Annotated in this window: 25 protein-coding genes and 1 pseudogene; 13 read left to right on the plus strand and 13 right to left on the minus strand. The window is 63.7% G+C overall.

Annotation, left to right across the window (positions count from 1 at the left end; all coding sequences use genetic code 11):
- Positions 1-13: 13 nt before the first annotated feature.
- Both V6M50_RS00995 and V6M50_RS01000 read right to left on the minus strand, forming a co-directional pair.
- Complete coding sequence (locus V6M50_RS00995) at positions 14-628, minus strand: response regulator transcription factor (protein ID WP_332816689.1); 615 nt, start codon at positions 626-628, stop codon at positions 14-16.
- Entirely contained in the window at positions 618-2,486 is a 1,869-nt protein-coding gene (locus tag V6M50_RS01000; protein ID WP_332816662.1) for a PAS domain-containing sensor histidine kinase, read from the minus strand. The genes V6M50_RS00995 and V6M50_RS01000 overlap by 11 nt, the downstream gene beginning before the upstream one ends.
- A 241-nt stretch (positions 2,487-2,727) precedes the next feature.
- Between V6M50_RS01000 and V6M50_RS01005 the strand changes: the two genes are divergently transcribed.
- The 6 genes from V6M50_RS01005 (at position 2,728) to V6M50_RS01030 (ending at position 7,779) form a co-directional block, all read left to right on the plus strand.
- Complete coding sequence (locus tag V6M50_RS01005) at positions 2,728-3,363, plus strand: NAD(P)H-dependent oxidoreductase (protein ID WP_332816663.1); 636 nt, start codon at positions 2,728-2,730, stop codon at positions 3,361-3,363.
- A gap of 101 nt (positions 3,364-3,464) precedes the next feature.
- The gene (locus tag V6M50_RS01010) at positions 3,465-5,012 is read left to right on the plus strand and encodes an MBL fold metallo-hydrolase (RefSeq protein WP_443030464.1); all 1,548 of its coding nucleotides are present in this window, start codon (positions 3,465-3,467) and stop codon (positions 5,010-5,012) included.
- A gap of 66 nt (positions 5,013-5,078) precedes the next feature.
- Positions 5,079-6,116 carry a zinc-dependent alcohol dehydrogenase family protein gene (locus tag V6M50_RS01015; RefSeq protein WP_332816665.1) on the plus strand — a complete coding sequence of 346 codons (1,038 nt, stop codon included), beginning with the start codon at positions 5,079-5,081 and terminating at the stop codon, positions 6,114-6,116.
- Positions 6,117-6,139: 23 nt separating this feature from the next.
- Positions 6,140-6,793 carry a hypothetical protein gene (locus tag V6M50_RS01020; protein WP_332816666.1) on the plus strand — a complete coding sequence of 218 codons (654 nt, stop codon included), beginning with the start codon at positions 6,140-6,142 and terminating at the stop codon, positions 6,791-6,793.
- A 96-nt stretch (positions 6,794-6,889) separates the two neighbouring features.
- Positions 6,890-7,417, plus strand: a complete 528-nt coding sequence (locus tag V6M50_RS01025; RefSeq protein ID WP_332816667.1) for a hypothetical protein — start codon at positions 6,890-6,892, stop codon at positions 7,415-7,417.
- Positions 7,405-7,779 (plus strand): STAS/SEC14 domain-containing protein, encoded by a 375-nt coding sequence (locus V6M50_RS01030; protein WP_332816668.1) that lies wholly within the window; start codon positions 7,405-7,407, stop codon positions 7,777-7,779. Before V6M50_RS01025 ends, V6M50_RS01030 begins: the two co-directional genes overlap by 13 nt.
- 20 nt (positions 7,780-7,799) lie before the next feature.
- Here V6M50_RS01030 and V6M50_RS01035 read toward each other — a convergent pair whose 3' ends face one another.
- The 3 genes from V6M50_RS01035 to V6M50_RS01045 all read right to left on the minus strand — a co-directional run bounded on the left by V6M50_RS01035 (position 7,800) and on the right by V6M50_RS01045 (position 10,494).
- On the minus strand, positions 7,800-8,228 hold the full coding sequence (locus tag V6M50_RS01035) for a potassium channel family protein (RefSeq protein ID WP_332816669.1): 429 nt from the start codon (positions 8,226-8,228) through the stop codon (positions 7,800-7,802).
- A gap of 85 nt (positions 8,229-8,313) precedes the next feature.
- Positions 8,314-9,816 (minus strand): flavin-containing monooxygenase, encoded by a 1,503-nt coding sequence (locus tag V6M50_RS01040; protein WP_332816670.1) that lies wholly within the window; start codon positions 9,814-9,816, stop codon positions 8,314-8,316.
- Between the two features lie 258 nt (positions 9,817-10,074).
- The gene (locus tag V6M50_RS01045) at positions 10,075-10,494 is read right to left on the minus strand and encodes a hypothetical protein (protein WP_332816671.1); all 420 of its coding nucleotides are present in this window, start codon (positions 10,492-10,494) and stop codon (positions 10,075-10,077) included.
- Between the two features lie 83 nt (positions 10,495-10,577).
- Between V6M50_RS01045 and V6M50_RS01050 the strand changes: the two genes are divergently transcribed.
- Positions 10,578-11,021, plus strand: a complete 444-nt coding sequence (locus V6M50_RS01050; RefSeq protein WP_443030463.1) for an NUDIX domain-containing protein — start codon at positions 10,578-10,580, stop codon at positions 11,019-11,021.
- Positions 11,022-11,329: 308 nt separating this feature from the next.
- On the opposite strand, the pseudogene V6M50_RS01055 reads toward V6M50_RS01050, so the two are convergent.
- From V6M50_RS01055 to V6M50_RS01070, 4 genes and pseudogenes are all read right to left on the minus strand, one after another.
- Positions 11,330-11,593, minus strand: a pseudogene (locus V6M50_RS01055) (tyrosine-type recombinase/integrase); the annotation flags it as partial.
- 312 nt (positions 11,594-11,905) lie between these two features.
- Entirely contained in the window at positions 11,906-13,366 is a 1,461-nt protein-coding gene (locus tag V6M50_RS01060; protein WP_332816673.1) for an amidohydrolase, read from the minus strand.
- Between the two features lie 9 nt (positions 13,367-13,375).
- Positions 13,376-15,160, minus strand: coding sequence for a gamma-glutamyltransferase (gene ggt / locus V6M50_RS01065; protein WP_332816674.1), 1,785 nt, complete (start codon positions 15,158-15,160; stop codon positions 13,376-13,378).
- The gene (locus V6M50_RS01070) at positions 15,160-18,489 is read right to left on the minus strand and encodes a TonB-dependent receptor (protein ID WP_332816675.1); all 3,330 of its coding nucleotides are present in this window, start codon (positions 18,487-18,489) and stop codon (positions 15,160-15,162) included. The genes ggt and V6M50_RS01070 overlap by 1 nt, the downstream gene beginning before the upstream one ends.
- A gap of 300 nt (positions 18,490-18,789) precedes the next feature.
- On the opposite strand from V6M50_RS01070, the gene V6M50_RS01075 reads away from it, so the two are divergent.
- Positions 18,790-19,269 carry an RNA polymerase sigma factor gene (locus V6M50_RS01075; protein ID WP_332816676.1) on the plus strand — a complete coding sequence of 160 codons (480 nt, stop codon included), beginning with the start codon at positions 18,790-18,792 and terminating at the stop codon, positions 19,267-19,269.
- Entirely contained in the window at positions 19,266-20,180 is a 915-nt protein-coding gene (locus tag V6M50_RS01080; protein WP_332816677.1) for a FecR family protein, read from the plus strand. The genes V6M50_RS01075 and V6M50_RS01080 overlap by 4 nt, the downstream gene beginning before the upstream one ends.
- A 240-nt stretch (positions 20,181-20,420) precedes the next feature.
- On the opposite strand, the gene V6M50_RS01085 is transcribed toward V6M50_RS01080, so the two are convergent.
- Together V6M50_RS01085 and V6M50_RS01090 are read right to left on the minus strand one after the other, a co-directional pair.
- Positions 20,421-21,290, minus strand: coding sequence for a hypothetical protein (locus tag V6M50_RS01085; protein ID WP_332816678.1), 870 nt, complete (start codon positions 21,288-21,290; stop codon positions 20,421-20,423).
- A 323-nt stretch (positions 21,291-21,613) separates the two neighbouring features.
- Entirely contained in the window at positions 21,614-21,787 is a 174-nt protein-coding gene (locus V6M50_RS01090) for a hypothetical protein (protein ID WP_332816679.1), read from the minus strand.
- Positions 21,788-22,173: 386 nt separating this feature from the next.
- On the opposite strand from V6M50_RS01090, the gene V6M50_RS01095 reads away from it, so the two are divergent.
- Both V6M50_RS01095 and V6M50_RS01100 read left to right on the plus strand, forming a co-directional pair.
- Positions 22,174-22,359: a YdcH family protein gene (locus V6M50_RS01095; RefSeq protein ID WP_332816680.1), complete on the plus strand. Its 186-nt coding sequence runs from the start codon at positions 22,174-22,176 to the stop codon at positions 22,357-22,359.
- Positions 22,360-22,588: 229 nt separating this feature from the next.
- Positions 22,589-23,068 carry an Hsp20 family protein gene (locus tag V6M50_RS01100; RefSeq protein WP_054727952.1) on the plus strand — a complete coding sequence of 160 codons (480 nt, stop codon included), beginning with the start codon at positions 22,589-22,591 and terminating at the stop codon, positions 23,066-23,068.
- Positions 23,069-23,163: 95 nt separating this feature from the next.
- On the opposite strand, the gene V6M50_RS01105 is transcribed toward V6M50_RS01100, so the two are convergent.
- Positions 23,164-23,481 (minus strand): usg protein, encoded by a 318-nt coding sequence (locus tag V6M50_RS01105; RefSeq protein WP_332816681.1) that lies wholly within the window; start codon positions 23,479-23,481, stop codon positions 23,164-23,166.
- On the minus strand, positions 23,429-23,656 hold the full coding sequence (locus tag V6M50_RS01110; protein ID WP_054727955.1) for a hypothetical protein: 228 nt from the start codon (positions 23,654-23,656) through the stop codon (positions 23,429-23,431). Before V6M50_RS01110 ends, V6M50_RS01105 begins: the two co-directional genes overlap by 53 nt.
- A 262-nt stretch (positions 23,657-23,918) precedes the next feature.
- Here V6M50_RS01110 and groES point away from each other — a divergent pair, with 262 nt between their 5' ends.
- Together groES and groL are read left to right on the plus strand one after the other, a co-directional pair.
- Positions 23,919-24,233, plus strand: a complete 315-nt coding sequence (gene groES, locus V6M50_RS01115) for a co-chaperone GroES (RefSeq protein ID WP_332816682.1) — start codon at positions 23,919-23,921, stop codon at positions 24,231-24,233.
- A gap of 49 nt (positions 24,234-24,282) precedes the next feature.
- Positions 24,283-25,902, plus strand: a complete 1,620-nt coding sequence (groL, locus tag V6M50_RS01120) for a chaperonin GroEL (protein ID WP_332816683.1) — start codon at positions 24,283-24,285, stop codon at positions 25,900-25,902.
- Positions 25,903-25,962 lie beyond the last annotated feature (60 nt).

Here is a 25,962-nt window from a genome sequence, read left to right on the forward strand (position 1 = left end):
ATGTCCGCAGACCTCAAGCGCCAAGCCCGGCGGCGAAGGCGAGCCGCAGTGCGTCCGAAAGGCTCCGGACGTCGAGCTTCGCCATCAGATTGGCACGGTGAACCTCGACCGTGCGCGGCGAGATGCCGAGGTCATAGGCGATGGTCTTGTTGGGCAGCCCCTGCGCGAGGCCCTCGAGAACCTCGCGCTCGCGCGGGGTCAGGATCGCGAGCACGACTTCGGCCTCGGCGGCGCGCGCCGCGGCGCCGTCGGCAGCCGCCATGCGGGCAAAGGCGGCCTCGATCGAGGCAATGAGCACCGCTTTCTCGAAAGGCTTTTCGAGGAAGTCGACCGCGCCGGCCTTCATTGCGCGAACCGCAATCGAGACGTCGGCGTGGCCGGTGAGCACGATCACCGGCATGGTGACGCCGCGTTCGAGCAGCGCCTGCTGGACCTCGAGCCCGTCCATTTCGGGCATACGCACATCGAGCAGGACACAGCCTTCGGGAACGTGCCGGATTTCCTTGAGGAACAACGCACCATTGGCCCATGTCTCGACCGCATAGCCCGAGGTCTTGAGCATGAAGCTGGCCGACCGCCGGATCGCATCCTCATCGTCGACGATATGTACGAGCTTCCTATCCGACATCATTTTCCTCCGCCTTCGCGCTCACCAGTGTGAAATGAAATTCGGTCCCGCCACCTTGGCGCGGCTCCATCCAGATGCGGCCGCCGTTGGCCTCGACGATCGTCCGACAGATCGAGAGACCGAGGCCCATGCCTTCGGCTTTGGTGCTGACGAACGCCGTAAAGAGCTGCTCGGCGACCTCGAGCGTGACGCCCGGGCCGGTGTCGGCGACGATCACCCGGACGAAGCCGCGCTGGTCGGGGCGGCTGGTAACGATGAGCTGGCGCACCGGACTGTCGGCCATCGCTTCGACAGCGTTGCGAATGAGGTTGATCAGCACCTGCTGGATCTGGACCTTGTCGACGAGCACCGGCGAGGCATAGGGGTCGAGATCGAAGCGTGGTTCGACCCCCTTCTCGCGCGCGCCCATCAGGCCGAGCACCGCCGCTTCATTGATGAGTACGGGCAATTTCTCGATCGTCTTCTCGACCTCGCCGCGCGCGACAAAGTCGCGCAGGCGCCGGACGATATGCCCCGCGCGCAGCGCTTCCTTCGCAGTATCGTCGAGTGCGTCGCGAATCATCGGCATGTCGGCGGGATCGGGATTGGTGAGCAGGTCGCGCACCGCTTCGACATAATTGGCGACCGCGGTGATCGGCTGGTTGAGCTCGTGCGCGAGCGTCGAGGCCATCGTTCCCATCGCGCTCACGCGCGAGACATGGATGAGTTCGGACTGGAGCGATTCGAGGCGCGCCTCGGTCCGCTGCCGCTCGGTCAGATCGCGGATGAAGCCTGTAAAGAGCGGATGGCTTTCGCTCGACGCCTCGCCAATCGACAATTCCATCGGAAAGGTCGAGCCGTCCTTGCGCTCGGCGAACACGACGCGCCCGATCCCAATGATGCGCTTTTCTCCGGTTTCGAGGAAGCGCCGGATATAGGCATCATGGCGTTCGCGATCGGGCGAAGGCATGAGGCGGCTGACATTGACGCCGAGCAATTCGGCCTCCTGGTAGCCGAACAGCCGCTCGGCGGCGGCACTGAAGGAGACGATCAGGCCCTGGTCGTCGATGACGACCATCGCGTCTGGCACGGTCGACAGGATCGACCGGAGATGGCTCTCTTGCGACCTCAGCGCTTCCTCGGCGGCGCGCCGTCCGGTGATGTCCGAGACGACCTTGGCGAAACCGCGCAAGCTCCCATCGCGATTGCGGAGCGCCGTGATCGACACATCGGCGAGGAACTCGGACCCGTCCTTGCGCACGCGCCAGTCTTCGGCCGCGAGACGGCCTTCGCGCGCCGCGGCGGCAAGATCCTCGGCGGGTTTGCCGGCAGCGATCGCGTCGGGCGGGTAGAAGATCGCCGCATCCTTCCCGACCACCTCCTCTTCGCACCAACCCTTGAGGCGCTCGGCGCCCTTGTTCCAGATCGCCACCCGACCGGCGGCGTCGAGCAGATAGATCGCATGTCCCTGGGTGCCGTCGATGAGGAGATTGAGTTCTTCAGCGACGAGCGCCGCCTCGGCATCGCGCCGCGCGGCGCGATGGTCGCTTTCGGACACGCGCCTGCGCATCCGCTCGAAAGCTTGCGACAGAGCGACGATGCCGCCGGCGGTGAGCAGGAAGACCGCGACCTCGACGAAATTATTGGCGCCATCGCCGCGATAGCTCGCGAAATAGAGGCCGAAGATGAGGGCCGGAACGGTCGCGATCGATGCCGCCAGCGGACCAGCAAGGAAAGCGGCAGCGAGGATCGCGGGGGCAAAGAGCAGAAAAGAGGCGTCGCCGCCGAGCCATGGCGCAAGCGCATAGCGCAGCACCGCGGCGGCCGCCACGAGTAGCAGCGCGCAGGCAAGACGGACCGCAAAGGAACGTTGCAACATCGACATCGACCGCGCGGCCTCCGCCCGCGTTGCAGAGGCGCCGCCGCCCGGTCGGCGCGTCTTCCCCCGGCCGCCATCCATAGCGATTTTTGGCCGTGAACGAAATGCCCGGCCCGCCCGCGATCCGTATTGATCCTTAAGGGTCATACCGTTCCGCTAGGGCGAGGCGAGCGGCGAAGCCATGCGGGAAACTACGGATAGGAGCGGCGCGCCGGCAATCCCAAAAGCAGCAGGCCGATCGTTGCTCCTGCACCCCCTGCGCAGAGCGGCGCGGTCCCCGAAGGATATCGTCATTAAAGCCAAGCGCATCCTCCTGATCGACGGTCATCCCGACTCCGACCCGTCGCATTATGTGCATGCGCTGGCCGACTCCTATGGGCTCGCGGCCGCGGCGGCGGGGCACGAGGTGCGCCGAACCGATGTCGCCACCATCGTCTTCGATTTCATAACCAGCCGCGCCGAATGGGAAGACGGCGCGCTCCCGCGCGCGATCGCCGAGGCGCAGGAGGCGATCGCGTGGGCCGAGCATCTCGTCATCTTCTATCCACTCTGGCTCGGCGACGTCCCTGCCCGCCTCAAGGCCTTCTTCGAACAGGTCATGCGTCCCGGCTTTGCCTTCCGTCCGCGCGCCAAGGGCCTGCCCGAGAAGGGTCTCAAGGGCCGGACCGCGCATGTTGTGGTGACAATGGGCATGCCCGCGATATTCTATCGCTTCTATTTCGGCGCCCACAGCGTCCGCAGCCTCGAGCGCAACATCCTCGGCTTCGTGGGGATCGCGCCCGCCGAACGCAGCATCATCGGAAATGTCGAGGGCGACCCCAGGCATCGCGAAAAATGGCTCGAGACGATGACGGCCCATGGCGCGGCGGCGCGCTGAGACGCGGGCACAGATGAAACAGGAAGAATGCCATGGCTGAACCGCTCAATCCGCTGACGATCAAATTTCACGGGGCCGCCGGCACGGTTACCGGCTCGTGCATGGAGGTGTCGCTCGGTCAGCGCAGGATTCTGGTCGATTGCGGGCTGTTCCAGGGGTCGCGAAGTCTCGAGGCGCTGAACCATGGCGCTTTTGCCTTCGACGCCGCGACGATCGACGCCGTCCTCCTTACCCATGCGCATATCGACCATTGCGGGCTGTTGCCGAAGCTGGCGAAGGAAGGCTATCGCCGGCCCGTCTGGTGCACCGCGCCGACCGCCGACCTCCTCGAATATATGCTCGCCGACGCCGGGCGGATCCAGGAGAGCGATACCGCGCGCCGGAACCGTCGCTACGACCGGGCGGGGGAGGAGATGTTCGAGCCGCTCTATACCGAGGCCGATGGTCTTCGCGCATGGCGGCTGGCCAAGCCCGTCGGGCTCGGGACATGGTTCGAGCCGGCACCCGGCTTCAGGGCGCGGCTGTGGAACGCCGGCCATATATTGGGATCGGCATCGATCGAGGTCGAGGCCGGCGGCGTTCGCCTGCTCTTTTCGGGCGATCTCGGCCCCGACAACAAGGCGTTTCATGAAGATCCCGAGGCGCCCGCAGATGTCGATTTCGTTATCTGCGAATCGACTTATGGCGACCGGCCGCGGCCAAAGCTCACGATCGAGGAGCGCCGCACCCTCCTCGAAGTGGAGGTCAACGCGGCGCTCGCGCGTGGTGGCAATCTGGTGATTCCGACATTCGCGCTGGAGCGAACGCAGGAGTTGCTTCTCGACCTCGCGCGCCTCGCCGACGCGAGCCGCATTCCCAATGTGCCGATCTTCGTGGACTCGCCCCTCGCGAGCCGGGCAACGAAAGTATTCGCAGCGCATGCGGCCGAACTCGAGGACGTCGAAGGCGCCGACCTCTTCCATCACCCCTCGATCCGTTATGTCGAGGATGTCGCCGAATCGATCCGGCTCAACAGCGTCTCCGGCGCGATCATTCTCGCCGCCTCGGGCATGTGCGAGGGCGGACGCATCCGCCACCATCTCGAGCATAATCTGCATCGGCGCCAGTCGACGATCCTGTTCGTCGGCTTCCAGGCACGCGGATCGCTCGGGCGCGTGATCCTCGACGGTGCCGAGCGGGTGCGCCTGTCGGGCAAGGACATCAATGTCCGTGCCGCCATCCGGCGCATCGAAAGCTATTCGGCGCATGCCGACCGCGACGAGCTTGCAACCTGGATCGGCGAGCGCCTGCCCATCCGCGGCGCGCTCTTTCTCGACCATGGCGAGACCGAAGCGGTCGAAGCGCTTCGCAACCTCATGCACGAGAAGGCGCCGGGCCTTGCTATCCTTGCGCCGGCTATCGGCGAGTGCTTCGCCCTCGCCCACGGCGCGAAGCCGAAGCGGATCCAGACGGGGCGGGTCGATCTCGCCGCACTCGCAGGCGAAGACTGGCAGAATGACTATGCCGATTTCGCGGCCAATCTGAAACACAACCTCGCGCATATCCGCACCGAGAAGGGGCGCCGCAAGGCGCTCGAGGAGATGCGGCGCGTGCTTACCGGATATGAGGCGGCACGGGCCCAGCAGAAGCGCCGGCGTCATGCGGCCTAGGCAGATCATGTTGGCGTGGGCGCACCGCGCCGCCCCCCGCCCCCCGGCAGTGACTGGAGAATATTCATGAAAGCTCTGGTTTATCGCGGACCCGGATCGAAGGCGCTGGAAAAGTGCCCGGATCCTGCGCTTCAGGACCCGGGCGACGCCATCGTCCGCGTCACCCGCACGACGATTTGCGGAACCGATCTTCATATATTGAAGGGCGATGTCCCCAGCTGCGAGCCCGGGCGCATCCTCGGGCATGAGGGCGTCGGCATCGTGGAAAGCGTCGGCACGGCGGTGACCGGCTTCGTCCCCGGCGACCATGTCCTCATCAGCTGCATCACCAGTTGCGGCCACTGCGACTCTTGCCGACGCGGCATGCCATCGCATTGCGCAACCGGCGGCTGGATTCTCGGCCACCTGATCGACGGTACGCAGGCCGAATATGTCCGCATCCCGCACGCCGACACGAGCCTCTACCATATCCCGGATCGGGTGGATGAGGATGCGCTGGTCATGCTCAGCGACATCCTGCCGACCGGCTTCGAATGCGGAGTGCTCAACGGAAAGGTCGTGCCGGGCGCGAGCGTCGCGATCGTCGGCGCAGGGCCGATCGGTCTCGCGGCGCTGCTGACTGCGCGCCTCTATTCCCCTGCCGCGATCATCATGATCGACATCGACGAGGAGCGACTGGCGATGGCGCGCCGGTTCGGCGCGACAGCAACGATCAACAGCCAAGGCGGGACGGCGGTCGAGCAATTGATGGCATTGACCGGCGGGCGCGGGGCCGACACGGTGATCGAGGCGGTCGGAATAGCGGCGACCTTCGAGCTTTGCGAAGAGCTGGTCGCGGCCGGCGGCACGATTGCCAATATCGGCGTCCATGGCACGAAGGCCGACCTTCATCTCGAACGGCTGTGGGACCATAATATCGCGATCACGACGGGGCTCGTCGACACCGTCTCGACGCCGCAACTGCTGAAAATGGTCGAAGCGAAGCAGATCGATCCCACACCGCTGATAACGCATCATTTTGCGATGGCCGATATCCTGGCAGCCTATGATGTTTTCGGGCGCGCCGCCGACACCAAGGCGCTCAAGGTCATCATCGGCATATGAGGCCTGCGGAAGGAGCCGATGCGATGACCCAGCGTATGCGCGAGATAGCCCGGTCGATCGTCGATCTGCAGGCCGAACTCGATCGCGAGATCGAACGCCGCCGCCGGGAGCTCGGCGTTCGCGTCCACGATCGCCTCGTCGAATTCGAGCATGGCCTTGTCATCGAACAGCGCAAACTCAGGATCAGCGTTCGAAGCTTCCTCGCGCGTTCGTCCGTCGGCGTTATCATCGCCGCTCCGGTGATCTATTCGATGGCGGTGCCTTTGCTCCTGCTCGATCTCTGGATCAGCCTGTACCAGGCGATTTGTTTCCGCATCTATGGAATTCCGCCGGTGGCGCGCCGCGACTATATCGCTTTCGACCGGGGCAAGCTCGCCTATCTCAACTGGATCGAGGTCATGAACTGCGCGTATTGCGCCTATGCCAATGGCGTGATCGGCTATGCCCGCGAGATCGGCAGCCGCACCGAGCAATATTGGTGCCCGATCAAGCATGCGCTGAAAATCACCGACCCGCACCAGCGCTATTATCAGTTTCTCGAATATGGCGACGCCGAAGGCTATCGAACCCGGCTTACGCTGTTCCGCGCGCGCCTCGCCGAAGGCTCGTCCGACGAGCCGGCCGGCGGTGGCGGCGCGCCCTGGTCCGCCGAAGGCGACCCGCGGGCGAGTCCGTAGAATCCCGCAATGCGGCGCGTCCGGCTACCGCTTATGCTCCCCGATATGAGATGAAGGGAGACGATGATGTCAGCGACGAATGCGACGGCAAGTCCGGTGCGAAGCAGCCTCTGGAGAGAGATATCGGTCCTCGAGATCGGCGTTGCCCTGTGCCTGCTCATGCTCTTCCTGCTGTCGCGCACTTTCCTCGAGACGATCGCGGCCATTTACATGCTGGTGGCGGCGATGCTGTTCGCGGCCCTTGTGCAGGCGAGGATGGCGGCCGCCTGTCCCGACGGATTCGACCGCCGGCTCTGGCTGGCGAGCGCAATCGCTTGCCTTGTCGAGGCGATCATCCTGTTCGTCGATCCGCTGCTCGGTGGCTATCCCACCGCGATGGCCATGGCATGCGCTCTGGCGGCTGGCGCGGCGGCACGCCTGACATTGGCGCTCGTCCGCAACCATGCGGGACGCGCCTGGTTATATATTTCAGGCACGGTCAGCATGATGGTGGCGCTTGCCATCGGCTTCGCCTGGCCGTTCGCGTCGATCCTGCCCGCGGCGCAAAGCCTCACCCTCGACCTCCTCGCTGCCGCGACGATGCTGGCAAGCGTAACCGGAAAGGCCAGAGCATGTTCGAAATAATCAATACGAAGGACGATGTCCTTGCCGTCCGCATCAACGGCAAGATTACGGGCGAGGATCTCGCCGAGATCATGGAACGGCTCGAGGTTGCGATAGCAGTGAACGAAAAGGTTCATGTCTATGCCGAAACGCAGTCGATCGACGGCATCGAGATTGCGGGGCTCGCGGCACATATTGCGCGCGCCGCGCCGCTGATGGGAAAGCTGCGGCAATTCGGCCGGGTCGCGGTGGTTGCCGACCAGCTCTGGATTCGGGCCCTCACCCGGGTCGAAAGTGCGCTCCTCCCGCATATCAGCTACCGTGTGTTCAAACCCGAGGACCGAGGCGCGGCCCTGATGTGGGTGGAAGGCAACGCCGAGTAACGGCATCGCAGCCGCCGGCATCACCGTGGGTGCTCTCCCTCGAAACGGCGCTCGAGAAGTTTCATGCGGTCGACGATCGCGAAGAAGAAGGCCATCGACCAGCCGATCAGGATGATCCCGCTCGCCCCTTCAATCGCTCCCAATATACGCAGCCCCGGGGGCAATATGACGTCGCCATAGCCAATCGTCACATAGGTCGACGTCGAGAAATAAAGCGCATGCTCGAAATCCACGAACGCGCCGAGCCATTGATAGATGCCCGCCCAGATCCAGATTTCGACCGAGTGTAGCGCGAACAGACCGAAGGCCGCGACGAGGATTGCGCCGCCATTCAAAAGAATGACGAGGAGACGCCGCGAGGCGCGCCGGTAGCGGCGCAGGAGCGCGAGCAATATCGCAAGTCCCGCCAGATGCACGATCACCGTGATGCCGACGATGAGTGTGGCCACGACCAATTGGTGAGCGAGGGTCACGATCGAGCACACGCCAGCCCGGCCGGTTCGTCCTCTCTGGCAGGACGAAGCGGTGAAGGCATTATGCCGCCACGGTGTCCCCGGCCGGAACCGGAGCCTTCGGCCGCTCGCCGTCATAGATGAATTCCGGGCCTCTCAGGTCTATTCGCGGGAACGCGTCCTTCTCCGTCCAATAGTCCTGATTATGGCGCCATTCGGGCTTGTCGCCGCGCCGCGGCATCGCGTCGAGGCCGCGCATCAGATAGCCCGGATTGAAATTATCCTCTTCGATCCAGGGCAGGATCTTCATGTCCGCATCCTCGGGCCGGAGCGCAACTTCGACCCGCTTGGCTCCGATATCGTCCATATGATTGAGCAGGTTGCAGACAAGGTCGCCCATCATGTCGACCCGCAGCGTCCAGCTCGCCCGGAAATAGCCCATGACCCAGGCGAGGTTCGGCACGCCGGTCATCATCATCCCGCGATAGGTGACGGTCTTCGACCAATCGACCGGCGTATCGTCGACGTCGAATGGAATGCCGCCCATGACCGACAGGTTGAAGCCGGTCGCGGCCACGATGATGTCGGCCGCGATTTCCTCGCCTTCCGCCGTGCGCACGCCCGTTTCGGTGAAGCGGTCGATCGTATCGGTGACGACGGTCAATTTGCCTTGGACCGCTGCCTTGAAGATGTCGCCCTCCGGGCAGAAGGCGAGCCTTTGCTGCCACGGGCGGTATTTGGGGGTGAAATGCGGTTCGAACTGGAATTCGGGGTCGCCCGAATAGGCCCGGATGTGCACTTTCAGATCATCGAAAACCGCATCGGGCTCGGTTTCGCAGCGCCGCGTCATCAAATCCTGGTCGTGCATGATCTGCGCGCGCACGACGCGGTGAACCGTGGGCTCGTCGATCCCGACCTCGCGCAGCCGGTCGGCAAGTTCATTCCTGTTCTCGCTGCAATAGAAATAAGTGGGAGAGCGCTGTAACATCGTGACATGCGCCGCCTTCTCGGCGAAGGCGGGGACGATGGTCGCGGCGGTGGCGCCCGAGCCTATGACGAGGATGCGCTTGCCGGCATAATCGATCGCCGGGTCCCAAAGCTGGGCATGGACGAACCGCCCCTTATAGGCCGAGAGGCCCGGCCAGTCGGGGATATAGGGCTTTTCATGGTCATAATAGCCTTGGCACATCCACAGAAAGCCTGCGGTGAAGGTTACGGCCGCGCCATCGGACGCGCGCACGGCCTCGACCGTCCAGCGATTGGCCTTGCTCGACCAGTGGCAGGCGGTGATGCGGTGCCCATAATGGATATGAACGCCAATCTCATTCTCGTCGATTACTTCGCCCATATATTTGAGGATCTCGGCGCCGCTGGCGATCGGCGCACCGACCCAGGGCTTGAACCGATAGCCGAAGGTGTAGAGGTCCGAGTCCGATCGAACGCCGGGATATTTGTGGGTTTCCCACGTCCCGCCGAAGGTCGTCTTCATCTCGAGGATGGCGTAGCTCTTCCCCGGGCACTGCTGCTGGAGATGGTAGGCCGATCCGATACCGGAAATGCCTGCGCCAACGATCAGCACGTCCACATGAATGGGATGAACCCGACCGGCCGAGCCTCGCCGAACCTTCGCTTCCGACATCTTCAGCTCCCTTTTCAGTCAATTCGTACCGAACATGGGGAAAGCGCCATCGGCGGGCATTGATCTCGATCAACGAGCAAATGGGACAGGCCGACGAGACGGTGACATCCGGTCGAGCGCTTCCAAGAGGCCGTTACGCCACGGACCTTCGCTTTCGATTTCATGCTGCGCAGGCCGACGTGGCGAATGACCTTCTTGGACCGGTCATTGCCGGAAGAGCAAGAACCAGACGGTCCCCAGGATGACGAAGGCGAAATATACGAACCATAACCCGAGGGCGGCCGCATGCTCGCGGTCGCGCTCGATCGGATCGTCGGAATTCTCCCGTTCCACGGTCAGGACTCCCGGCGAGCGAATTTTCGCGCGGCGACGAACCCTGCCGTGAGAAGCGGCACCAAGGCGGCGGCGGCCCTGAATTTCGGGGACTTCGATACGCGGCGAAACCTCTTGCGCATCCGGCGAGGAACGCCCAGCTTTTCGAGCGATTTGTCGACATTCGGGATATTCATCTCGGCCTCCTTCACTATGGATTGAGGAGAGAGTGACCGAAGGCCGAGCCGCACGAAATACGTAGATGCCCCATTCCAGCGGGAAGGGGCAGCGCCGCACACCGGGATGGTGCATGAGACGAAGTCCGAGAGGATGAACCCATAGAGGATGATGCATCACGAGGGTCGCGGCCCGCGACGAGCCAAAGCGCGGGCATATTGGTCTATCGCCGCCCGGGCGGTGTGCTCCAGGTTTTGCTTGTGCATCCCGGCGGTCCCTTCTGGCGCCGGCGCGATCGCGGCGCATGGCAAATTCCCAAGGGACAGATAGCGCCCGGCGAAAGCGCGGAGGCCGCCGCGCGCCGCGAGGCCGAAGAAGAGCTCGGCGTCACGCTGCGGGGCGCGGTTGTGCCTTTGGGTGTGCTCCGTCAGGCTGGCGGAAAGATCGTCGAATGCTTTGCGCTCGAACAGGATATCGACCCGTCCGCGATTACCAGCAATCGTTTCGAGCTCGAATGGCCACCGAAGAGCGGCCGGCTCCGGTCCTTTCCGGAAGTCGACGCCGGGCGGTGGTTCGAAATCGCCGAGGCCCAAGAGATGATGCTGCCAAGCCAGCGCTCATTTCTCGGTCGCCTTGGGGCTCACTTGGCCAAGAAGATCTGACGTGTCGCGATGGCCATAGGGCTCGTTCACCCGGTCTGAGCGAGCGTGATAATCGCCTTCAGCAAAGTTAACGTCGGACTTCAGGTGCCGGTAGGCGATCGGCTGAACGCGCAACCGGAGCCGCGTTGCTGACCACTTATAGTCCGACGTTCGGGAACGGCCGTTTCGGGTATGCTCCGACTTGGATGAGGCGCGAAGCAACCGCGGCCCCTTGCGTCGAGTGCAAGACCGCTTTCGGGCGCATGCGAATTTAGATCTGAATGGCCGATATCGAGCGCAAAACGGTCGCTAGGGAACGTCCCATATTCCTATTCCGCATTCTCGCGCTTCGGGAAACGGCCGGTCACGATCTGCGCTCCTTTGCACAAAACATCGAGGTGATCAGACCAGTGCTGCATCATCTTGACCCGCTCGTCCCAATATTCGCCGCGCGCATAGGCGCGACGCACGCCACCTTCTTGGTGAGCGAGCTGGCGCTCGATTGCGTCAACCGACCAAATTCCCATTTCGTTGAGCAGCGTTGCCGCCATGGCCCGAAATCCGTGCGCAGTCATTTGACCTTGCTCATAGCCCCCCGCCGACTTGCAGGAAGCAGCTCGTGATGACCGCCATCAGCGTGAGATTGCGAGCGCTCAAACTTCCCATCATCGTCCCCCCACTTGCAGGAGCAATCTGCACACGAACTGCGGTAAGGGCAATGGCCGCCTTCCACCCATTTCCGTCGGCCGCGTCGCCACTATTGTTGCTGGCTGACGATGGCCGGTTTCGGTCAGGCAGCTTGCGGGAAAGCCGTCGCCAAAGCAGTCGTTCGCCATCGTCGACTCACCCCGTCGGCACAGAAGAGGTGCTTCCCGATCGCCAATCGCCGTTCTCACTGCCCGATCCTAGCGGCCGGCTTCCGACACCTTGCGGTAATCGAGTGGCGGGCTGCGGTCACCCACCAGCGCCCGGTACCGGAAGCCGTCATCGCGTTTTCGGTCGAACTCGGCGCGGGCGGCCGCCAGCGTCCCGGGGCTGCGGAACAGGTCGGCAGCGGTGAGAGCGAGGGTCTTGGCTGCGACCATGGCACCCCGTTCGCCTATCGGGGCCCCGCTCGCGGCGACCGCCTGCCAGCTATGGGCCGGTGTCCCCGGGACCCACGTCGCCACGCGCAGGCCGACGGTCGGGCTCGCCCAGATGACGTCGGCGACGTCGGTCGATCCCCCGCCGGTTTCGGCGGTTACGGCGCCCGTTTCGGAAATGCCGTCGAGCGCGCGCTGTGTCGGCAGCGTCGGCTGTATCCGTTCCGCCCAGGCGCGATCCTCGGCGGTCCAGCGCGGACCACCCACTTTCACGAGGCTGCGATGCATGACCGCGGCAAGCGCCTCGTTTCCGAGCATCGCATAAACGCCGCCGGTAATTTCGACATCGACTTTCGTATCGGTTGCCATGGCAGCGCCTTCGGCCGCCTTCGTGACGCGTGCCCAGACGGATCGCACCACTTCCACATCCGAACTGCGGACATAATAATAGGATTCGGCGAGGTCGGGAACGACGTTGGGCGCCTGTCCGCCGTTGGTCACGACGTAGTGAATGCGGGTTCCGATCGGCACATGTTCGCGCTGATAGTTGGTCGCGACATTCATGACCTCGACCCCGTCCAGCGCCGAACGCCCCTTGTCGGGCGCCGCCGACGCGTGCGAGGCGACCCCGCGAAACCGGAACTTGCCGCTGATGTTCGCCTGGCTCGCCCCCACGCTGACGCCATTCTCATCCCCCGGATGCCAGTGCAAGGTCGCCGCGACGTCGTCGAAAAGGCCGGCGCGCACCAGATAGACCTTGCCCGATCCCCCTTCCTCCGCCGGTGATCCGAAAACGCGAATTTCGCCCGCGATATTATTGGCCGCCATCCATTCCTTGACCGCGATCGCGGCCGTCACCGACGCGGCGCCGAACAGATTGTGACCGCAAGCGTGGCCAGCGATCCTGCCCTGGGTGGGCGACCGCTCGGGCGTCGCGTCCTGCGCGAGTCCCGGAAGCGCGTCATATTCGGCCAGAATGGCGATCACAGGCCCCTCGCCCCGCTTGAACGACGCCGTAAAGGCCGTCGGCATGCCGACGACGCCGCGCTGCACCGTAAAGCCCGCCTTTTGCAGCTCGTCGGCGAGTAGCGCCGAACTCTTTGTCTCCTGATAGCCGACCTCGGAATAATCCCATATCGATCGGGCAAGACGGGAAAGCGCTGCTTCGCGCTTGCCCACCGCTTGCGACAAGACCGTCTGATCGTCATTGGCCGGGGCCGCAAGAACCGCGACCGGAAAGGCGACCGCCGCGGCGGCGAGAAGCAGTCGGAACTTCAATGTCATTCTCCTGTATCAGCGCACGCCGGCGGCAAGCGCGTCGGGGCGCCGCGTGTCCGCCGCGCCCAAAAACCGGTCGCCCTCGACCATGATCGACTGGGTGCTTCCCATCGTGTTCGACGGTTTGACCTTGTGCCCCTTCGCACCGAGCATATCCGCCAGATCGGGCGAGAAGCCGCTCTCGAGCTCCAGCGGCGCGTCGCCGCCGCCCTGATTGACGCGGGGCCGCTGCGCCGCTTCGGCGATGTTGAGTTTGTGGTCGATCACATTCGACAGCATCTGCACCATCGTTGCGACGATATAGCCGCCGCCCGGCGTCCCGGTAACGATCCATGGGCGGCCGTCGCGAAACACGATCAGCGGCGTGATCGTCGACCCGACGCGTTTGCCGGGCACCGGCAAGGTCGCGCTCCCCTCTTTCGCGCGGTCACCCCAGGCGAGGTTGCCGAGCGAATTGTTGAGCAGCACGCCCGTTCCGTCGGCGACGACATGCGCGCCATAGGAAGCCGAGAGGGTATAGGTGTTGCTGACGGCATTGCCGTCGGTATCGGCGACCGAATAATGCGTCGTGTCCGCGCTTTCGAAGGGATAGGGGTTCCCGTCGGGCAGCGTCTTCGCGGTGAGGACAGCATCAGCGCGGATCAGCTTCGCCCGCTCGGCCGCATAGGCCTTGCTGACGAGCCCCGCGACCGGCGTCCGCCAATCGGGACCGCCCCCGACGAGCCGCCGGTCCGACGCCGATATCTTGAGCGTTTCGGCCAGCAAGTGCAGGCCCGCCGCGCTGCCCCATTTGAGATCGCCGACCGGAAAATTCTCGAGGATGTTCATGGCCTCGGCGACGCTGACCCCCGACGAGGTCGGCGGCATGAAGGCGATCCGGTAGCCGCGATAATCCGACCACACCGGTTCGGACACGATCGCGCGGTAATCGGCGAGATCCTGCAGGTCGATGATCCCCCCGCCCGCCTTCATGCTCGCGGCGATCCGCTCGGCAACCGGCCCCCGATAGAAACCGTCGGTCCCGTGCCGCGCGATCTGGCGCAGCGTCCACGCAAGGTCGGGCTGCCGGAAGAGCGCGCCCGCTTCATAGGGTGTTCCGTCCGGCTTGAAATAGACGGCCAGCGCTGCGGCATTCCGGCCCATCACCTCCTTGCGCGCCGCGGTCGCCTGCGCCTCGTCGTCGCTCAGGACGACGCCCTTCGCCGCAAGCGCGATCGCGGGTTCGACGAGCGAGGCCCATTTGAGTTTCCCGAACCGCCGGTGCGCCTCCCAAAGGCCGGCAACCGTCCCCGGGATCGCGACGCCCTTCATCGACATACCCTTGCGACTGTCGAATTTGCCCTTGTCGTCGAGAAGCAGGTCGGGCGTCGTCGCCCGGGCAGCCTGCCCGTAATAATCGATCGCGATGGTCTGCGCGGGGCGGTCCGCCCGGGCCGCCATATGCACGACCATATAACCGCCGCCGCCGACGTTGCCCGCGCGCGGCAGGGTGACCGCGAGCGCGAAGCCGACCGCCACCGCCGCGTCGACCGCGTTGCCGCCCTTGCGCAGTATCTCCGTGCCGACCCGCGTCGCGATTTCATTCTGGCTCACGACCATCCCGCCGCGGCCGATCTCGGGGTGATGGATCTGTTCGTAACCGACGAGGTCGCCGCCGCTGGGACCACGGGCGGCGCCGGGCTGCGCGGCGGCCGCCGTTTCCGGCGCCGCTTCCTGCGCCGACGAAACGACGGGGGGCAAGATCAGAAGCGCACTTCCGACCAGCCCCGCGATGGTCCGCGCCAACCGGGCTGACCGCATCAGAAGGACACCTTCACATTGGCGTACCAGTAACGGGCATAGGGATTGTAGAGGCTGCCAAGATAACCCGACGAAGACAGCGGTGGCGCCTTGTTCGTCAGATTACGTGCGCCGATCCGGATACGATATTTACCCGACGCTTCGTCGCCGACCTCGATCTGGCCATAGAGATTGAAGGTAAGCTGGTCGTCGATCAGCCACCGAACGCCGGTCGCATCGACGAGCCCGGTATCCTCGACGTCGCCCGTATATTGCGTGTAGGCGCCGATCTGGAACCGGTCATAATTCCAGGTGAGCGATCCAGAGGCCTTCCACCGCGGCTTGCCGTTGCGGCGGACGAGATCGCCCTGTTCGGCGATGTTGGTTCCGGGGTTGATCGTTCCCGCCGCCCGCGCGTCGAGCAACGCCTGGACCTGCGGCGAGGGTTGCAGGAAGAATTTGTCGAGATAGGCGGCGTTGAGATTGAGCGTGAAGCGCCCGATCGACGTTTCGGGCAAGCGCCAGTTGACCCCGAGGTCAAGACCCGCGACCTCCTGCGGCAGGAGATTGCGATACTGGTCCGTCACAAACAGGACGCGCCCTGCGGGGTCGAGCCCCGATCCGGCAAAGAGCGCGATGTCGTCGGCGGTGGGAGCGGCCCGGATGACGTTCGCGTCGGTGCTCCCCTGGACGCGCTGCAGATAGTCGTTGATGAGCGCATTGCCCTCGCCGAACAGCCCGACGATCCCCTTCTGGCGGATGTTCCAATAATCGGCGGTGAGGACGATCCGGCCGAGCGCGGATTCGAGGAAGCGCGGCTCGACGACGATGCCCGCCGACCATGCCCGCGAGGTTTCGGGCTTCAGATCCGGATTCCCCGATCGCTGGGCACTCGTCGCGAAGGCATCGGTGCATTGGGTGAAATTGGCGATTTCGCCCTTCCGGAGCCGCGCCTCGCAGCGCACGAAGTCGGTGCGTGTGTTCGACCGGGTCACCACCGTCGCATTGACCTGTTCAAGGTTCGGCGCCTTGAAACCTTCGGCGTAGGAGCCGCGCAGGCGCAGGCCGTCGACGATGTCCCACGCCGCCGCGACCTTGGGCTTTGCGACCGAACCCGCGTCGCTGTAGTTTTCGAACCGCCCCGCGACCTGAAGGTCGAAGCGGTGAACGAGCGGAACATTCATCTCGGGCGAAATCAGCGGGATCGCGAGTTCGCCATAGGCCGCAAACACTGTGCGCCGCCCGCTGGTGTCGGGCGACGGGCTGGAACCGACGAGGTCGCTGGGATTGACGAAGCCGGAAACGGCGTCGGTGAAGGTGATCGTGCCGTCGACGCGGTCATCGCGATCGTCGCGCTGCGTTTCCTTGCGAACCTCGGCGCCGAAGGCGATGCCGACGTCGCCCCCCGGCAGCGCGAGAAGATCGCGCTTGCTCACCTTGATATCAGCGAGAGCCAGCGTCGACTTGCTGCGCCGGTCGGTCGTGATCCGGATGGCATCAAGGGCCGCGGCATTGCTGGGTGTCAGATCGAAACCCGACAGGCTGCCGAGGCTGCCGCCGTTGAAGGGATTGTACGCATCGGGGGTCGACAGCGCGAGCTGGCGCTGGAGCAGCGTCTGGCTGATCCCGTCAGACCGGTCGAGGACCGTTGCTTCCGAATAGAGCCCCGCCGTCTCGACATCGAAACCGCCCAGTTCGAAGCGGAAGCCGCCAAGCAACCGGAACTGCTCGTTCTTTACCTTGACGAGATTGGCGCCGAGATCCGCAAAATTATAGCTGCTCAGCGTGACCGCAAGTCCCTGCGCGGGCGCATTGATGCCCGGGAGGCGATTGGGATTGGGCTGCCCGTTCGGGAGCGTGACGGCGCCGAAAGGGTTGTAATAATTGCTCGCGGGAATAACGAGCGGGCCCGATGCGAGCGTCCCGGTCGAGCTCTGCCAGCTCTCCGAATTCGCACGATAATATCCGGCCTCGCCGAAGAATTCGAGCCCCTCGGTCAGCTCATAGTTGCCGTTCAGGAAGACATTCGTCCGGGTAATCTTCGGCATGACGCTCGTGTTGAACGCAAGCGGGGCGTCGAAACGCAGATTCCTGTCGCCCGCAGCCGCGTTGGTCCCGTCGTCGATGCAAATGCCGTTTCCGATCGCGGTCTGGCATCCCGCATTCATGACGGGCTGGATATGGAATTGACCCGATGCGTTGGTGAGCGCGGTCGCCCCCTGACGCACCACGACGTTGCCGCGCGTCTGGAATGATCCCCACGGGGTGATCGTGCTGCGCCCGTCGACCGACGTGTTGCCCGCGTAGTCGGTTCCCTCGAACAGCGGCCGCAAATCGGCCGAGGCGGTATAATCCTGATCCCTGGCCTGCAGCGCGCTGCGCCGGTCATGGCTGACGAACAGCGCGATATTGCCCCGACTGCCGAGCCGGGTCCCGGCCAGCAGGCTGAGGTTGACCTCCTGCAGACTGGTGTCTTCGGCCCAGCCCACCTGCGCTTCGCCGGTGACGCCCCGATAATCTTTCCGCAGGACCGTGTTGATGACGCCAGCGACCGCGTCGGAGCCGTAGATGGCAGCGGCGCCGTCGCGCAGCACCTCCAGCCGTTCGAGGCCGAAGATCGGGATCGCATTGGTGTTATAGGTCAGGACCGGGACGAGATTGTCGTCGGCGCGGCTCGTCGGGTGCGCGACGACGCGGCGTCCGTTGAGCAGCACAAGCGTGTTGCCCACGCCGAGTCCGCGCAGATTGACCGAACCGACATCGCCGCGCGCGGAGTTCGAGCTGTTCGGGAGATAGGCGCTGTTGAAGCTTACATCACCCATCTGCGGAATCGAACGGAAGAGCTCGTCGCCCGAAACCGCGCCCGTCGCGGCGATCGCCTGCGCGTCGACGACCGTGACCGGCAGCGCGGCCGTGATCGAGCTGCCGCGAATCTGGCTGCCGGTGACGACGATTTCATCCTGCGGCGCGGCCTCCACCGGCTCCGCGGCAACGCCGGGATCCGCCACGTCCTGAGCGGGCGCGGTCTGGACGAACGACGCCGGTTCCGGCCTTTCGCGCAGCGACCGCTTGCCGATAATGCGAACGACGTTGCCGACGGAGAAACGGTAGGTGTAGTCCGAATTGGCCAGCAGGGCTGTCAGCGTCTGGGAAACCGTCAGATGGCCGGAGACCGCGGGCGCCTTTCGCCTGGCGATCGCAGGATCGGTGAAAATCAGCTGGACGCCGGTTTTCTGCGCCACGGCGAACAGGGATTTATCGAGCCGTTGCGCCGGCAGGTCCATCCGGTAGCGCGCATCCTGTGCCGAAGCCGGCGTCGCGATGGCGCACGTCGCCAGACCGGCAAGCAATAGTCCCCTCATTATTCGAGCCCCCATCTTATGGTGCGGCACATCCCCCTGGATATGACCTTCCTCGAGGCTGCCCTTCCCCCTCACCGGGAAAGGCCGCCACAGGGATTAAGACGCCGGACGTGCAAAATGCGAACCGAAGATGACATTTTTGTTCAATTTTTTCTTCGGTGGCGATTTCAAGTTCGTTTTTTCGTTCATCGAACGTCATGACAGGATAATGGCTTCCCGGACGGGAGATGGGGCGTGGGCATATTGGCAAGTGGCGAGAACGCCCGGCAGACCGGCCTGCCGCCGGAAATGGAGCGGCTCGCGTCCTACCGCGCGGCGCTGCACGCCTTTGTCTCCCGGCGGGTCGCCGATCCCGAAGAAGTGCAGGATCTGGTCCAGGAGGCCTGCGCACGCCTGTTGCAATCGTGCCGCGAGCGCCAGGTCGACGAACCGCAGGCCTATCTTTTCCGGATCGCGTCAAACCTCATCGTCGATCGCCATCGCCGGACAAGACTTGCGCAAATCGATCTCGACACCGACGAGCTTCCGGCCCGTGCAGAACAGGAAGACGGACCGCGGCTCGTCGATCTTCAGGAGGCCCTCTCGGCCGCGCTGGACGAATTGCCGCCGCGATGTCGCCAGATATTCGTGATGCGACGGTTCGACGAAATGTCGACGACGATGATCGCGATCAAATTGCGAATTACGCCGCGCATGGTCCAGAAGCATCTGGGGCGGGCCCTTGCCCATCTGTATGAGCGGCTGGGGCCGTTGCGGAGCGGTCAATGAGCCGGCTTCCTTCCTTCAAGCCGCTCGGTTCGCGCGCCGCGAGCGTGTTCGAAGCCATGCTTGGCGGGCGCCGTCACCTTGTCCATCCGGACGACCTGAAGGAAGCCGATGCCTTCTGGGAATGGCTGGGCGATCTCGAGCGCCCGGCCGAAACGCCCGAAAGGCCGCGCCGCTCATGGCTCCGCTTCGCGCCTGTCGCGGCCGCGCTGATGCTTGCCGTATCGGGCATATCCTATTGGCAGTTCCAGGGCCGGAACAGCGGTGACTTCGCCGAATCCTACCAGTCCGTTCGCGCCGAACGCCGCGTCATCGAACTGGCGGACGGGTCGGTCATCAATCTGGCGCCGGAGAGTCGGATAGATGTGCGCTATGGCTCTGCGGAACGGCGGATCAGGCTCCTGCGCGGACAAGGGCTTTTCGACGTCGCTTCCAATCCGGCCCGCCCCTTCATTGTCGAGGTCGCCCATGGCGAGGTCCGCGCGGTCGGCACTTCGTTCGATGTGATCGCGGGGAAGGATGAGGCATCCGTTACCGTTGTGGAAGGCGTCGTCCGCATCCTCCTTGCGGGCAAGGATAAAATGGTCGCGGGCGGCGCGAAGGAAGCCCGGCAGGGCGAGATGGTCCGCTTCGGCACGAACCGTAGCGGCGGCAACCAGGTAAGCTTCATCGCGCAATCGAACGACGCCGACGTGAACAACACGACCGCGTGGACGCGGGGCGTACTCATTTTCAAAGGCGAGCCGCTCGCGCACGTGATCGAGACGGTCAATCTCTACTCGCAGGAGACGGTCCATCTGGGAGATCCCTCGCTCGCGAACCTGCCGGTCTTTGGCGTTATCCGGCAAGGCGACGCGTCGGCGCTCAAAGAGCTGATCGCCGACCCCGACCTGATCGAGATCGCCGACGAATAAGCGCACGACAGGGCGCAATTGGCCGTTTGCCGTCAGTCCGCTTCCGGCAACAAATCGTGAAAAGCTGACGTTGCCCGGTCGGTGGGCGAGATCGACCGCTAACGACCAATCCCCGTCATTCCCGCGAAGGCGGGAATCCCGCTTTTCTTTCACCGTCGCCAAGCGGGATCCCTGCCTTCACGGGAACACCTATGTTATAATTCGCTTCGAGTTTCGATTTAGACTGACCGGCAAGCGAGGCTAGAAGCGTCGTAGGGGTTCGTCAGGATAGACTGAGTTCTTCGCGCGCTCGATGGCGGGGGGCGATGACGTGAGTGATGAGCCGATATTGAAATAGCCGTTATATGGATTTGTTGCTTCTTCGATGAGTACGATGCCGCGAGGATAAGATTTCGGAGGCTCGCCCAAGGAATGAGCGCCGCAAACGGGCGTGGTATTACTGTCCCGCTCCATCACGCAGTTCCAGGCGGCTCCCCCGTTCCCGGCAGCAAATAATGTCTTGGTGTTGGCGCGTGGAAGAAATCCCGCCATTGGCATATAGCTATCGCCATCAGATGAAGTCCTGACAGTTAGGCCCGCATGAATGTTACCAACGAGAATGATGGCCAGCGTCCGGCCCTTTGAAGCCCGCCGCACGATTTTGGACATTTCTTCTTCATATTCTGCCGATCGAAGATTGCGGTCTACTCGTGGCTGAAAAGCGAAAACTGATGCAATCATGCCTTCTCGCTTCATCTTACGTAGCCGTTCCAGGAGAAGAAAAGCGGCCTCGCTGCTTCGTCCGTCGTTAAAGCGCCAGAACGGCCTCGCAAGGAGTTTCTCCCGCGCGCCTAACCCGCCATCTGAAGCCAAAAATGCGTCGATGTAACTCTGATCCTCCGTGGGATATTCAACGCCGACCGTGATCATTCGGTTTTGCTTGGCCGCTGCGCAAACTAGGTCGCCAAACGATGCAGGAATTTCTGCAGTACCGTGTATTTCTCCCACGATCAGCCAACGAAGGTCGTATTGATCGAACAGCCGATCCGCTCCCGCGACCGAGGTGCATGGAGCCGTCACCGATACTGGCTGGGTGGCCGCTAGCAGCAAGCTGAAGAGATAGGAAACCATCGCAGAAATCTGATCAACCTTTCGTACCTTGTAAACTGAGAGACTGAGGGGTCAACGGTGACTTCACTCTGATCGACTCTGTCTCCTCTGTTGGAAATCATGCCGCACAACCTTAGATGGCGAGACTTCCATGCGGGACGACGTCTCCAAGCCTGCGTGACTTAAACCAAATAGCCTCCGGCAGACCCGGGCGGTTCAGTTGCCGCCCTTGCGGCCATCCTAAGTATCACCGGCTGCGTGGAAAACATGCCGGGGCCAGATCGCCCGCCTCCTAAAGCGTCGGTTCTCCAGCAATCCGGCTATCTTGACCCAGAGCTTCGCTCCTACATGCCGATTCCGATGCCGCGCGATCGGTCGCGGCCGAGGTTCGCGATCTCGGCGAGGTCCTGCCCGATCGAACGAACAGAATGGGCGTCGATCCCGCGCGCCGTTTTACGGGTTCGCAAGATCGATTCGACCTGCGCGTCGCGTTCGAGGCTCCTCGCCATCGTTCCCATTTCGCTGGAGAGCTCCTTTGCTGCCCCATGCTCGCCGGTCAGGGACAGGCGGTCGCGATGGCGCTGGAGCCGTTGCCAGTCATTCCGACAAACGGTCGCCTAGAGCGTAGATTGGCTGAGATTGGCCGGTAGGAGACTGACCGCTTCTGGGTGCCGAATGGCGAATAGCGGACCTTCCCGAGGTCACGAGCAGCGATGACACGTTCCGGCCGATAGCGGCCATGGCCTACCCGATACCGGACAAAAGCTCGTCGTTCACATTACAGGCGGCGTGCGCCGATTTGAGCGAACGACATATCCCAACCCATTGAAATCAGGGATGGCCCTTTTATATCCCCGCCGCAGCGGAACGGCTGCAACATCCTCAACTTGGCATGGAGAAGAAGATGTCCAGCAAACATATCGAATACTTCCGGCGCGAGCATGCCCGCCTCGAAGCCGAAATCGATCGGGAAGCTCGGCAGCGCCGACCCGACGAGGTCCTGATCGCGCGGCTCAAGAAGCTGAAGCTGGCGGTCAAGGACCAGATCGCCACCTGGAGCTACGACACCGGCGGGAGCCGCGTTGCCTGACCAGCCGCGGAGCCGCACACTGCGGCTCCGCACCTTCCGGTGCGATGGCCCTCTTCCACCTCTGCGACGAACTGCAATCCGGCGTCGGCGACATGTCTTGAAACAGCAAATTCGCTTCCTAATTTCCTTCCAGATGCCGGATTGACCGGGTCTGCAGGACATGGAGAGCGCCGGCTCTGTGTACCGGCGCATCTCATGCCCGAATTGCTTCAATCAGGAGGATTTGGAAATGAGAACCGACTTTGACTTCACCCCCTACCGCCGCTCGACGGTAGGCTTCGATCATCTCTTCGACCTGCTCGAGAAGGGGCAGCGCAGCGAGACGTCCGACGGCTATCCGGCCTTCGACATCGTGCGCGAGGCCGACGACCGCTTCCGCATCACGCTCGCGGTCCCGGGCTTCAAGCCCGACGAGATCGAGATCGTGGCGCAGCAGAACCAGCTGGCCGTTACGGGCAAACCCGCGGAAGAAGATGCGAAGAGCACCTATCTTCATCGCGGCATCGCGCGCCGGGCGTTCGAACGGCGCTTCCAGCTCGCCGACTATATCGAGGTCGGTAGCGCGAGCTTCACCGACGGCCTGCTCACGATCGAGCTCAACCGGGTCATTCCCGAGGCGATGAAGCCGCGCAAGATCGAGATCGGCAGCGGCGATGCCGAACCGCGCCGGATCGGATCGTCGAAAGAAAAGGCGCTCGAGAGCGCCTGATATCTTGCGGGGCCGCTGTACAGCAGCGGCCCCGCTTTCCCGAAGAATAGCAGTAGAAGTACAGCTAACCAGCCGGAGACGCTCAGATCGCTCCGTCAATCAATCGCGCGAATGATGTCCGCCACGCGCAACTCGGCGGGCCCGACCAGCGCATCATGCGCGATCCGCACCGAATGAAGCGCGGCTTCGAGCTGGCGCCGCCACATCGCCAAAAAATCGAACAGCACCGGAAAGTCCGGCGGAAGATCATAATCCTGCCAGACGTATAGCTGGAGCAGCGAGGGATGATCGGGCCGGTAGTAGTGGATTTCGGCGGTCGTCAGCCCGTAGCCGTCCAGCTGCGCGATCAGCGCCGGTCGGTCATGGCGCGCGCGCCTCGCCGCCGTCGAGCGACCTGAGCGCCGCGAGCACATCGTCGACCGGCACGGCGCGGCGCGCGCCCGGCGGCTTGCGAAGCGCGGGCTTGTTGCGGACCGCCGAGCGGTCCGACGCCCAGGATGCAAGAAGAGCGCGCTTGACCTCGGGCTCGAGGCTCGGGTGACGCGCCACGTCGAAGGGGTGCAGAAAACGGGAAAATGGCTCGGACATGATCGTGCCTCCTTCCTTGTCGCCATTCCTTTCTCATCGTGCGGCCAAACTGCCGCGGAAACATAATTTGGGATCGGAGCGAGTCGCGTCAAGGGGTCTCAGCCCCCTGAAAAGAGGGCCTTTGACCGAAAAATCCCTCGACCCAAAAAAAATCTGAGCGAACCTCTTGAAGCGAAAAAATCCGCTTCCTAGCTCTTCGGCGCCGCGCGTCACGGACAGGCGCGCCGGCTTATCATATCGTTATGCAACATGGAGGTTATGCATGCATTTCCGTCCCTTGCACGACCGTGTGGTCGTCCGCCGCATCGAAGCCGAGGAGAGGACCTCGGGCGGCATCATCATCCCCGACACCGCCAAGGAAAAGCCGCAGGAGGGCGAAGTCGTCGCCGTCGGCCCGGGCGCCCGCGCCGAGGACGGCACGGTCACCGCGCTCGACGTTAAGGCCGGCGACCGGATCCTGTTCGGCAAATGGTCGGGGACCGAGGTCAAGATCGACGGCGAGGAGCTGCTCATCATGAAAGAGAGCGACATCCTCGGCGTGATCGAGCAGGCCGAGGCGCTCAAGCAGGCGGCTTGATCGGCTGCCATTTCTAAATTCAGCCAGTAACAGGAAAGGAGTTGCACCAATGGCTGCCAAGGAAGTGAAGTTTTCGTCGGACGCGCGTGATCGCATGCTGCGCGGCGTCGATACGCTTGCGAATGCGGTGAAGGTCACGCTGGGTCCGAAGGGCCGCAACGTCGTGATCGAGAAAAGCTTCGGCGCACCGCGCATCACCAAGGACGGCGTCACCGTCGCCAAGGAAATCGAGCTTGCCGACAAGTTCGAGAATATGGGCGCGCAGATGCTGCGCGAGGTCGCCTCGAAGCAGAATGACAAGGCCGGCGACGGCACGACTACCGCGACCGTGCTCGCGCAGGCCATCGTTCGCGAGGGCTCGAAGGCGGTCGCCGCGGGCATGAACCCGATGGACGTCAAGCGCGGCATCGATCTCGCGGTCACCACCATCGTCGAGGACCTCAGGGCGCACGCCAAAACGGTCGAGGCGAACAGCGAGATCGCGCAGGTGGCGACGATCTCGGCAAATGGCGACGAGGAAGTCGGCCGCATCCTCGCCGAGGCGATGGAGAAGGTCGGCAACGAAGGCGTGATCACCGTCGAGGAAGCAAAGAGCCTCGCGACCGAACTCGAGACGGTCGAGGGCATGCAGTTCGATCGCGGCTACCTCTCGCCCTATTTCATCACCAATGCCGAGAAGCTGAAGGTCGAGCTCGACGATCCTTACATCCTCATCCACGAGAAGAAGCTGACGAACCTGCAGGCGATGCTGCCGCTCCTCGAGAGCGTCGTCCAGTCGGGCCGGCCGCTGCTGATCATCGCCGAGGATGTCGAGGGTGACGCGCTCGCAACGCTCGTCGTCAATCGCCTGCGCGGCGGGCTCAAGGTCGCAGCCGTCAAGGCGCCAGGCTTCGGCGATCGCCGCAAGGCGATGCTCGAGGATATCGCGGTGCTCACCGGCGGCAATGTCGTCAGCGAGGAACTCGGCATCAAGCTCGAGAGCGTCACGATCAACATGCTCGGGCGCGCGAAGAAGGTCGTCATCGACAAGGATAATACGACGATCGTTGACGGCGTCGGTTCGAAGTCGGATATCGACGGTCGTATCGCGCAGATCCGCCAGCAGATCGAGACGACGACCAGCGATTACGACCGCGAGAAGCTGCAGGAGCGGCTCGCCAAGCTCGCGGGGGGCGTCGCGGTCATCCGCGTCGGCGGCGCGACCGAGGTTGAAGTCAAGGAGAAGAAGGACCGCGTCGACGACGCGCTCCACGCAACGCGCGCGGCGGTCGAGGAAGGCATTCTTCCCGGCGGCGGCATCGCGCTGCTCCGTTCGCTCAAGGCCCTCGAAGGCCTCAAGGCCGCGAACGACGACCAGCAGTCGGGCATCGACATCGTCCGCCGCGCTCTCCGCGCGCCGGCGCGCCAGATCGCCGACAATGCCGGCGAGGACGGCGCGTGGATCGTCGGTAAGCTGCTCGAGAGCGAGGACTATAACTGGGGCTTCAACGCCGCCACCGGCGAGTATCAGGACCTCGTCAAGGCCGGCGTGATCGACCCTGCGAAGGTCGTGCGCACCGCGCTGCAGGATGCCGCTTCGGTCGCCTCGCTGCTGATCACAACCGAAGCGCTCGTCGCCGAGCTGCCGAAGGAGGAGAAGGCCGCGCCGATGCCGGCGATGGACTTCTGACGAGATAGGGCGGCGGGCGACCGCCGCCCTATCCCCTTCATGCTCGCAACCAAGGAGAAT

Origin of the sequence: Sphingopyxis sp. (genome assembly GCF_036675685.1) — a bacterium.
GTDB lineage: Bacteria > Pseudomonadota > Alphaproteobacteria > Sphingomonadales > Sphingomonadaceae > Sphingopyxis.

What these genes read in the sequence shown, in the direction of transcription:
- V6M50_RS01080 (WP_332816677.1), top strand. Translation starts at nt 19,266, where the DNA reads ATGAGCCGGCTTCCTTCCTTCAAGCCGCTCGGTTCGCGCGCCGCGAGC.
- V6M50_RS01100 (WP_054727952.1), top strand. Translation starts at nt 22,589, where the DNA reads ATGAGAACCGACTTTGACTTCACCCCCTACCGCCGCTCGACGGTAGGC.
- V6M50_RS01075 (WP_332816676.1), top strand. Translation starts at nt 18,790, where the DNA reads ATGGAGCGGCTCGCGTCCTACCGCGCGGCGCTGCACGCCTTTGTCTCC.
- V6M50_RS01015 (WP_332816665.1), top strand. Translation starts at nt 5,079, where the DNA reads ATGAAAGCTCTGGTTTATCGCGGACCCGGATCGAAGGCGCTGGAAAAG.
- V6M50_RS01085 (WP_332816678.1), bottom strand. Translation starts at nt 21,290, where the DNA reads ATGGTTTCCTATCTCTTCAGCTTGCTGCTAGCGGCCACCCAGCCAGTA.
- V6M50_RS01030 (WP_332816668.1), top strand. Translation starts at nt 7,405, where the DNA reads ATGTTCGAAATAATCAATACGAAGGACGATGTCCTTGCCGTCCGCATC.
- V6M50_RS01105 (WP_332816681.1), bottom strand. Translation starts at nt 23,481, where the DNA reads ATGTGCTCGCGGCGCTCAGGTCGCTCGACGGCGGCGAGGCGCGCGCGC.
- groES (WP_332816682.1), top strand. Translation starts at nt 23,919, where the DNA reads ATGCATTTCCGTCCCTTGCACGACCGTGTGGTCGTCCGCCGCATCGAA.
- groL (WP_332816683.1), top strand. Translation starts at nt 24,283, where the DNA reads ATGGCTGCCAAGGAAGTGAAGTTTTCGTCGGACGCGCGTGATCGCATG.
- V6M50_RS01000 (WP_332816662.1), bottom strand. Translation starts at nt 2,486, where the DNA reads ATGTTGCAACGTTCCTTTGCGGTCCGTCTTGCCTGCGCGCTGCTACTC.
- V6M50_RS00995 (WP_332816689.1), bottom strand. Translation starts at nt 628, where the DNA reads ATGTCGGATAGGAAGCTCGTACATATCGTCGACGATGAGGATGCGATC.
- V6M50_RS01090 (WP_332816679.1), bottom strand. Translation starts at nt 21,787, where the DNA reads ATGGGAACGATGGCGAGGAGCCTCGAACGCGACGCGCAGGTCGAATCG.
- ggt (WP_332816674.1), bottom strand. Translation starts at nt 15,160, where the DNA reads ATGCGGTCAGCCCGGTTGGCGCGGACCATCGCGGGGCTGGTCGGAAGT.
- V6M50_RS01095 (WP_332816680.1), top strand. Translation starts at nt 22,174, where the DNA reads ATGTCCAGCAAACATATCGAATACTTCCGGCGCGAGCATGCCCGCCTC.
- V6M50_RS01010 (WP_443030464.1), top strand. Translation starts at nt 3,465, where the DNA reads ATGGAGGTGTCGCTCGGTCAGCGCAGGATTCTGGTCGATTGCGGGCTG.
- V6M50_RS01045 (WP_332816671.1), bottom strand. Translation starts at nt 10,494, where the DNA reads ATGCACCATCCCGGTGTGCGGCGCTGCCCCTTCCCGCTGGAATGGGGC.
- V6M50_RS01110 (WP_054727955.1), bottom strand. Translation starts at nt 23,656, where the DNA reads ATGTCCGAGCCATTTTCCCGTTTTCTGCACCCCTTCGACGTGGCGCGT.
- V6M50_RS01060 (WP_332816673.1), bottom strand. Translation starts at nt 13,366, where the DNA reads ATGACATTGAAGTTCCGACTGCTTCTCGCCGCCGCGGCGGTCGCCTTT.
- V6M50_RS01020 (WP_332816666.1), top strand. Translation starts at nt 6,140, where the DNA reads ATGACCCAGCGTATGCGCGAGATAGCCCGGTCGATCGTCGATCTGCAG.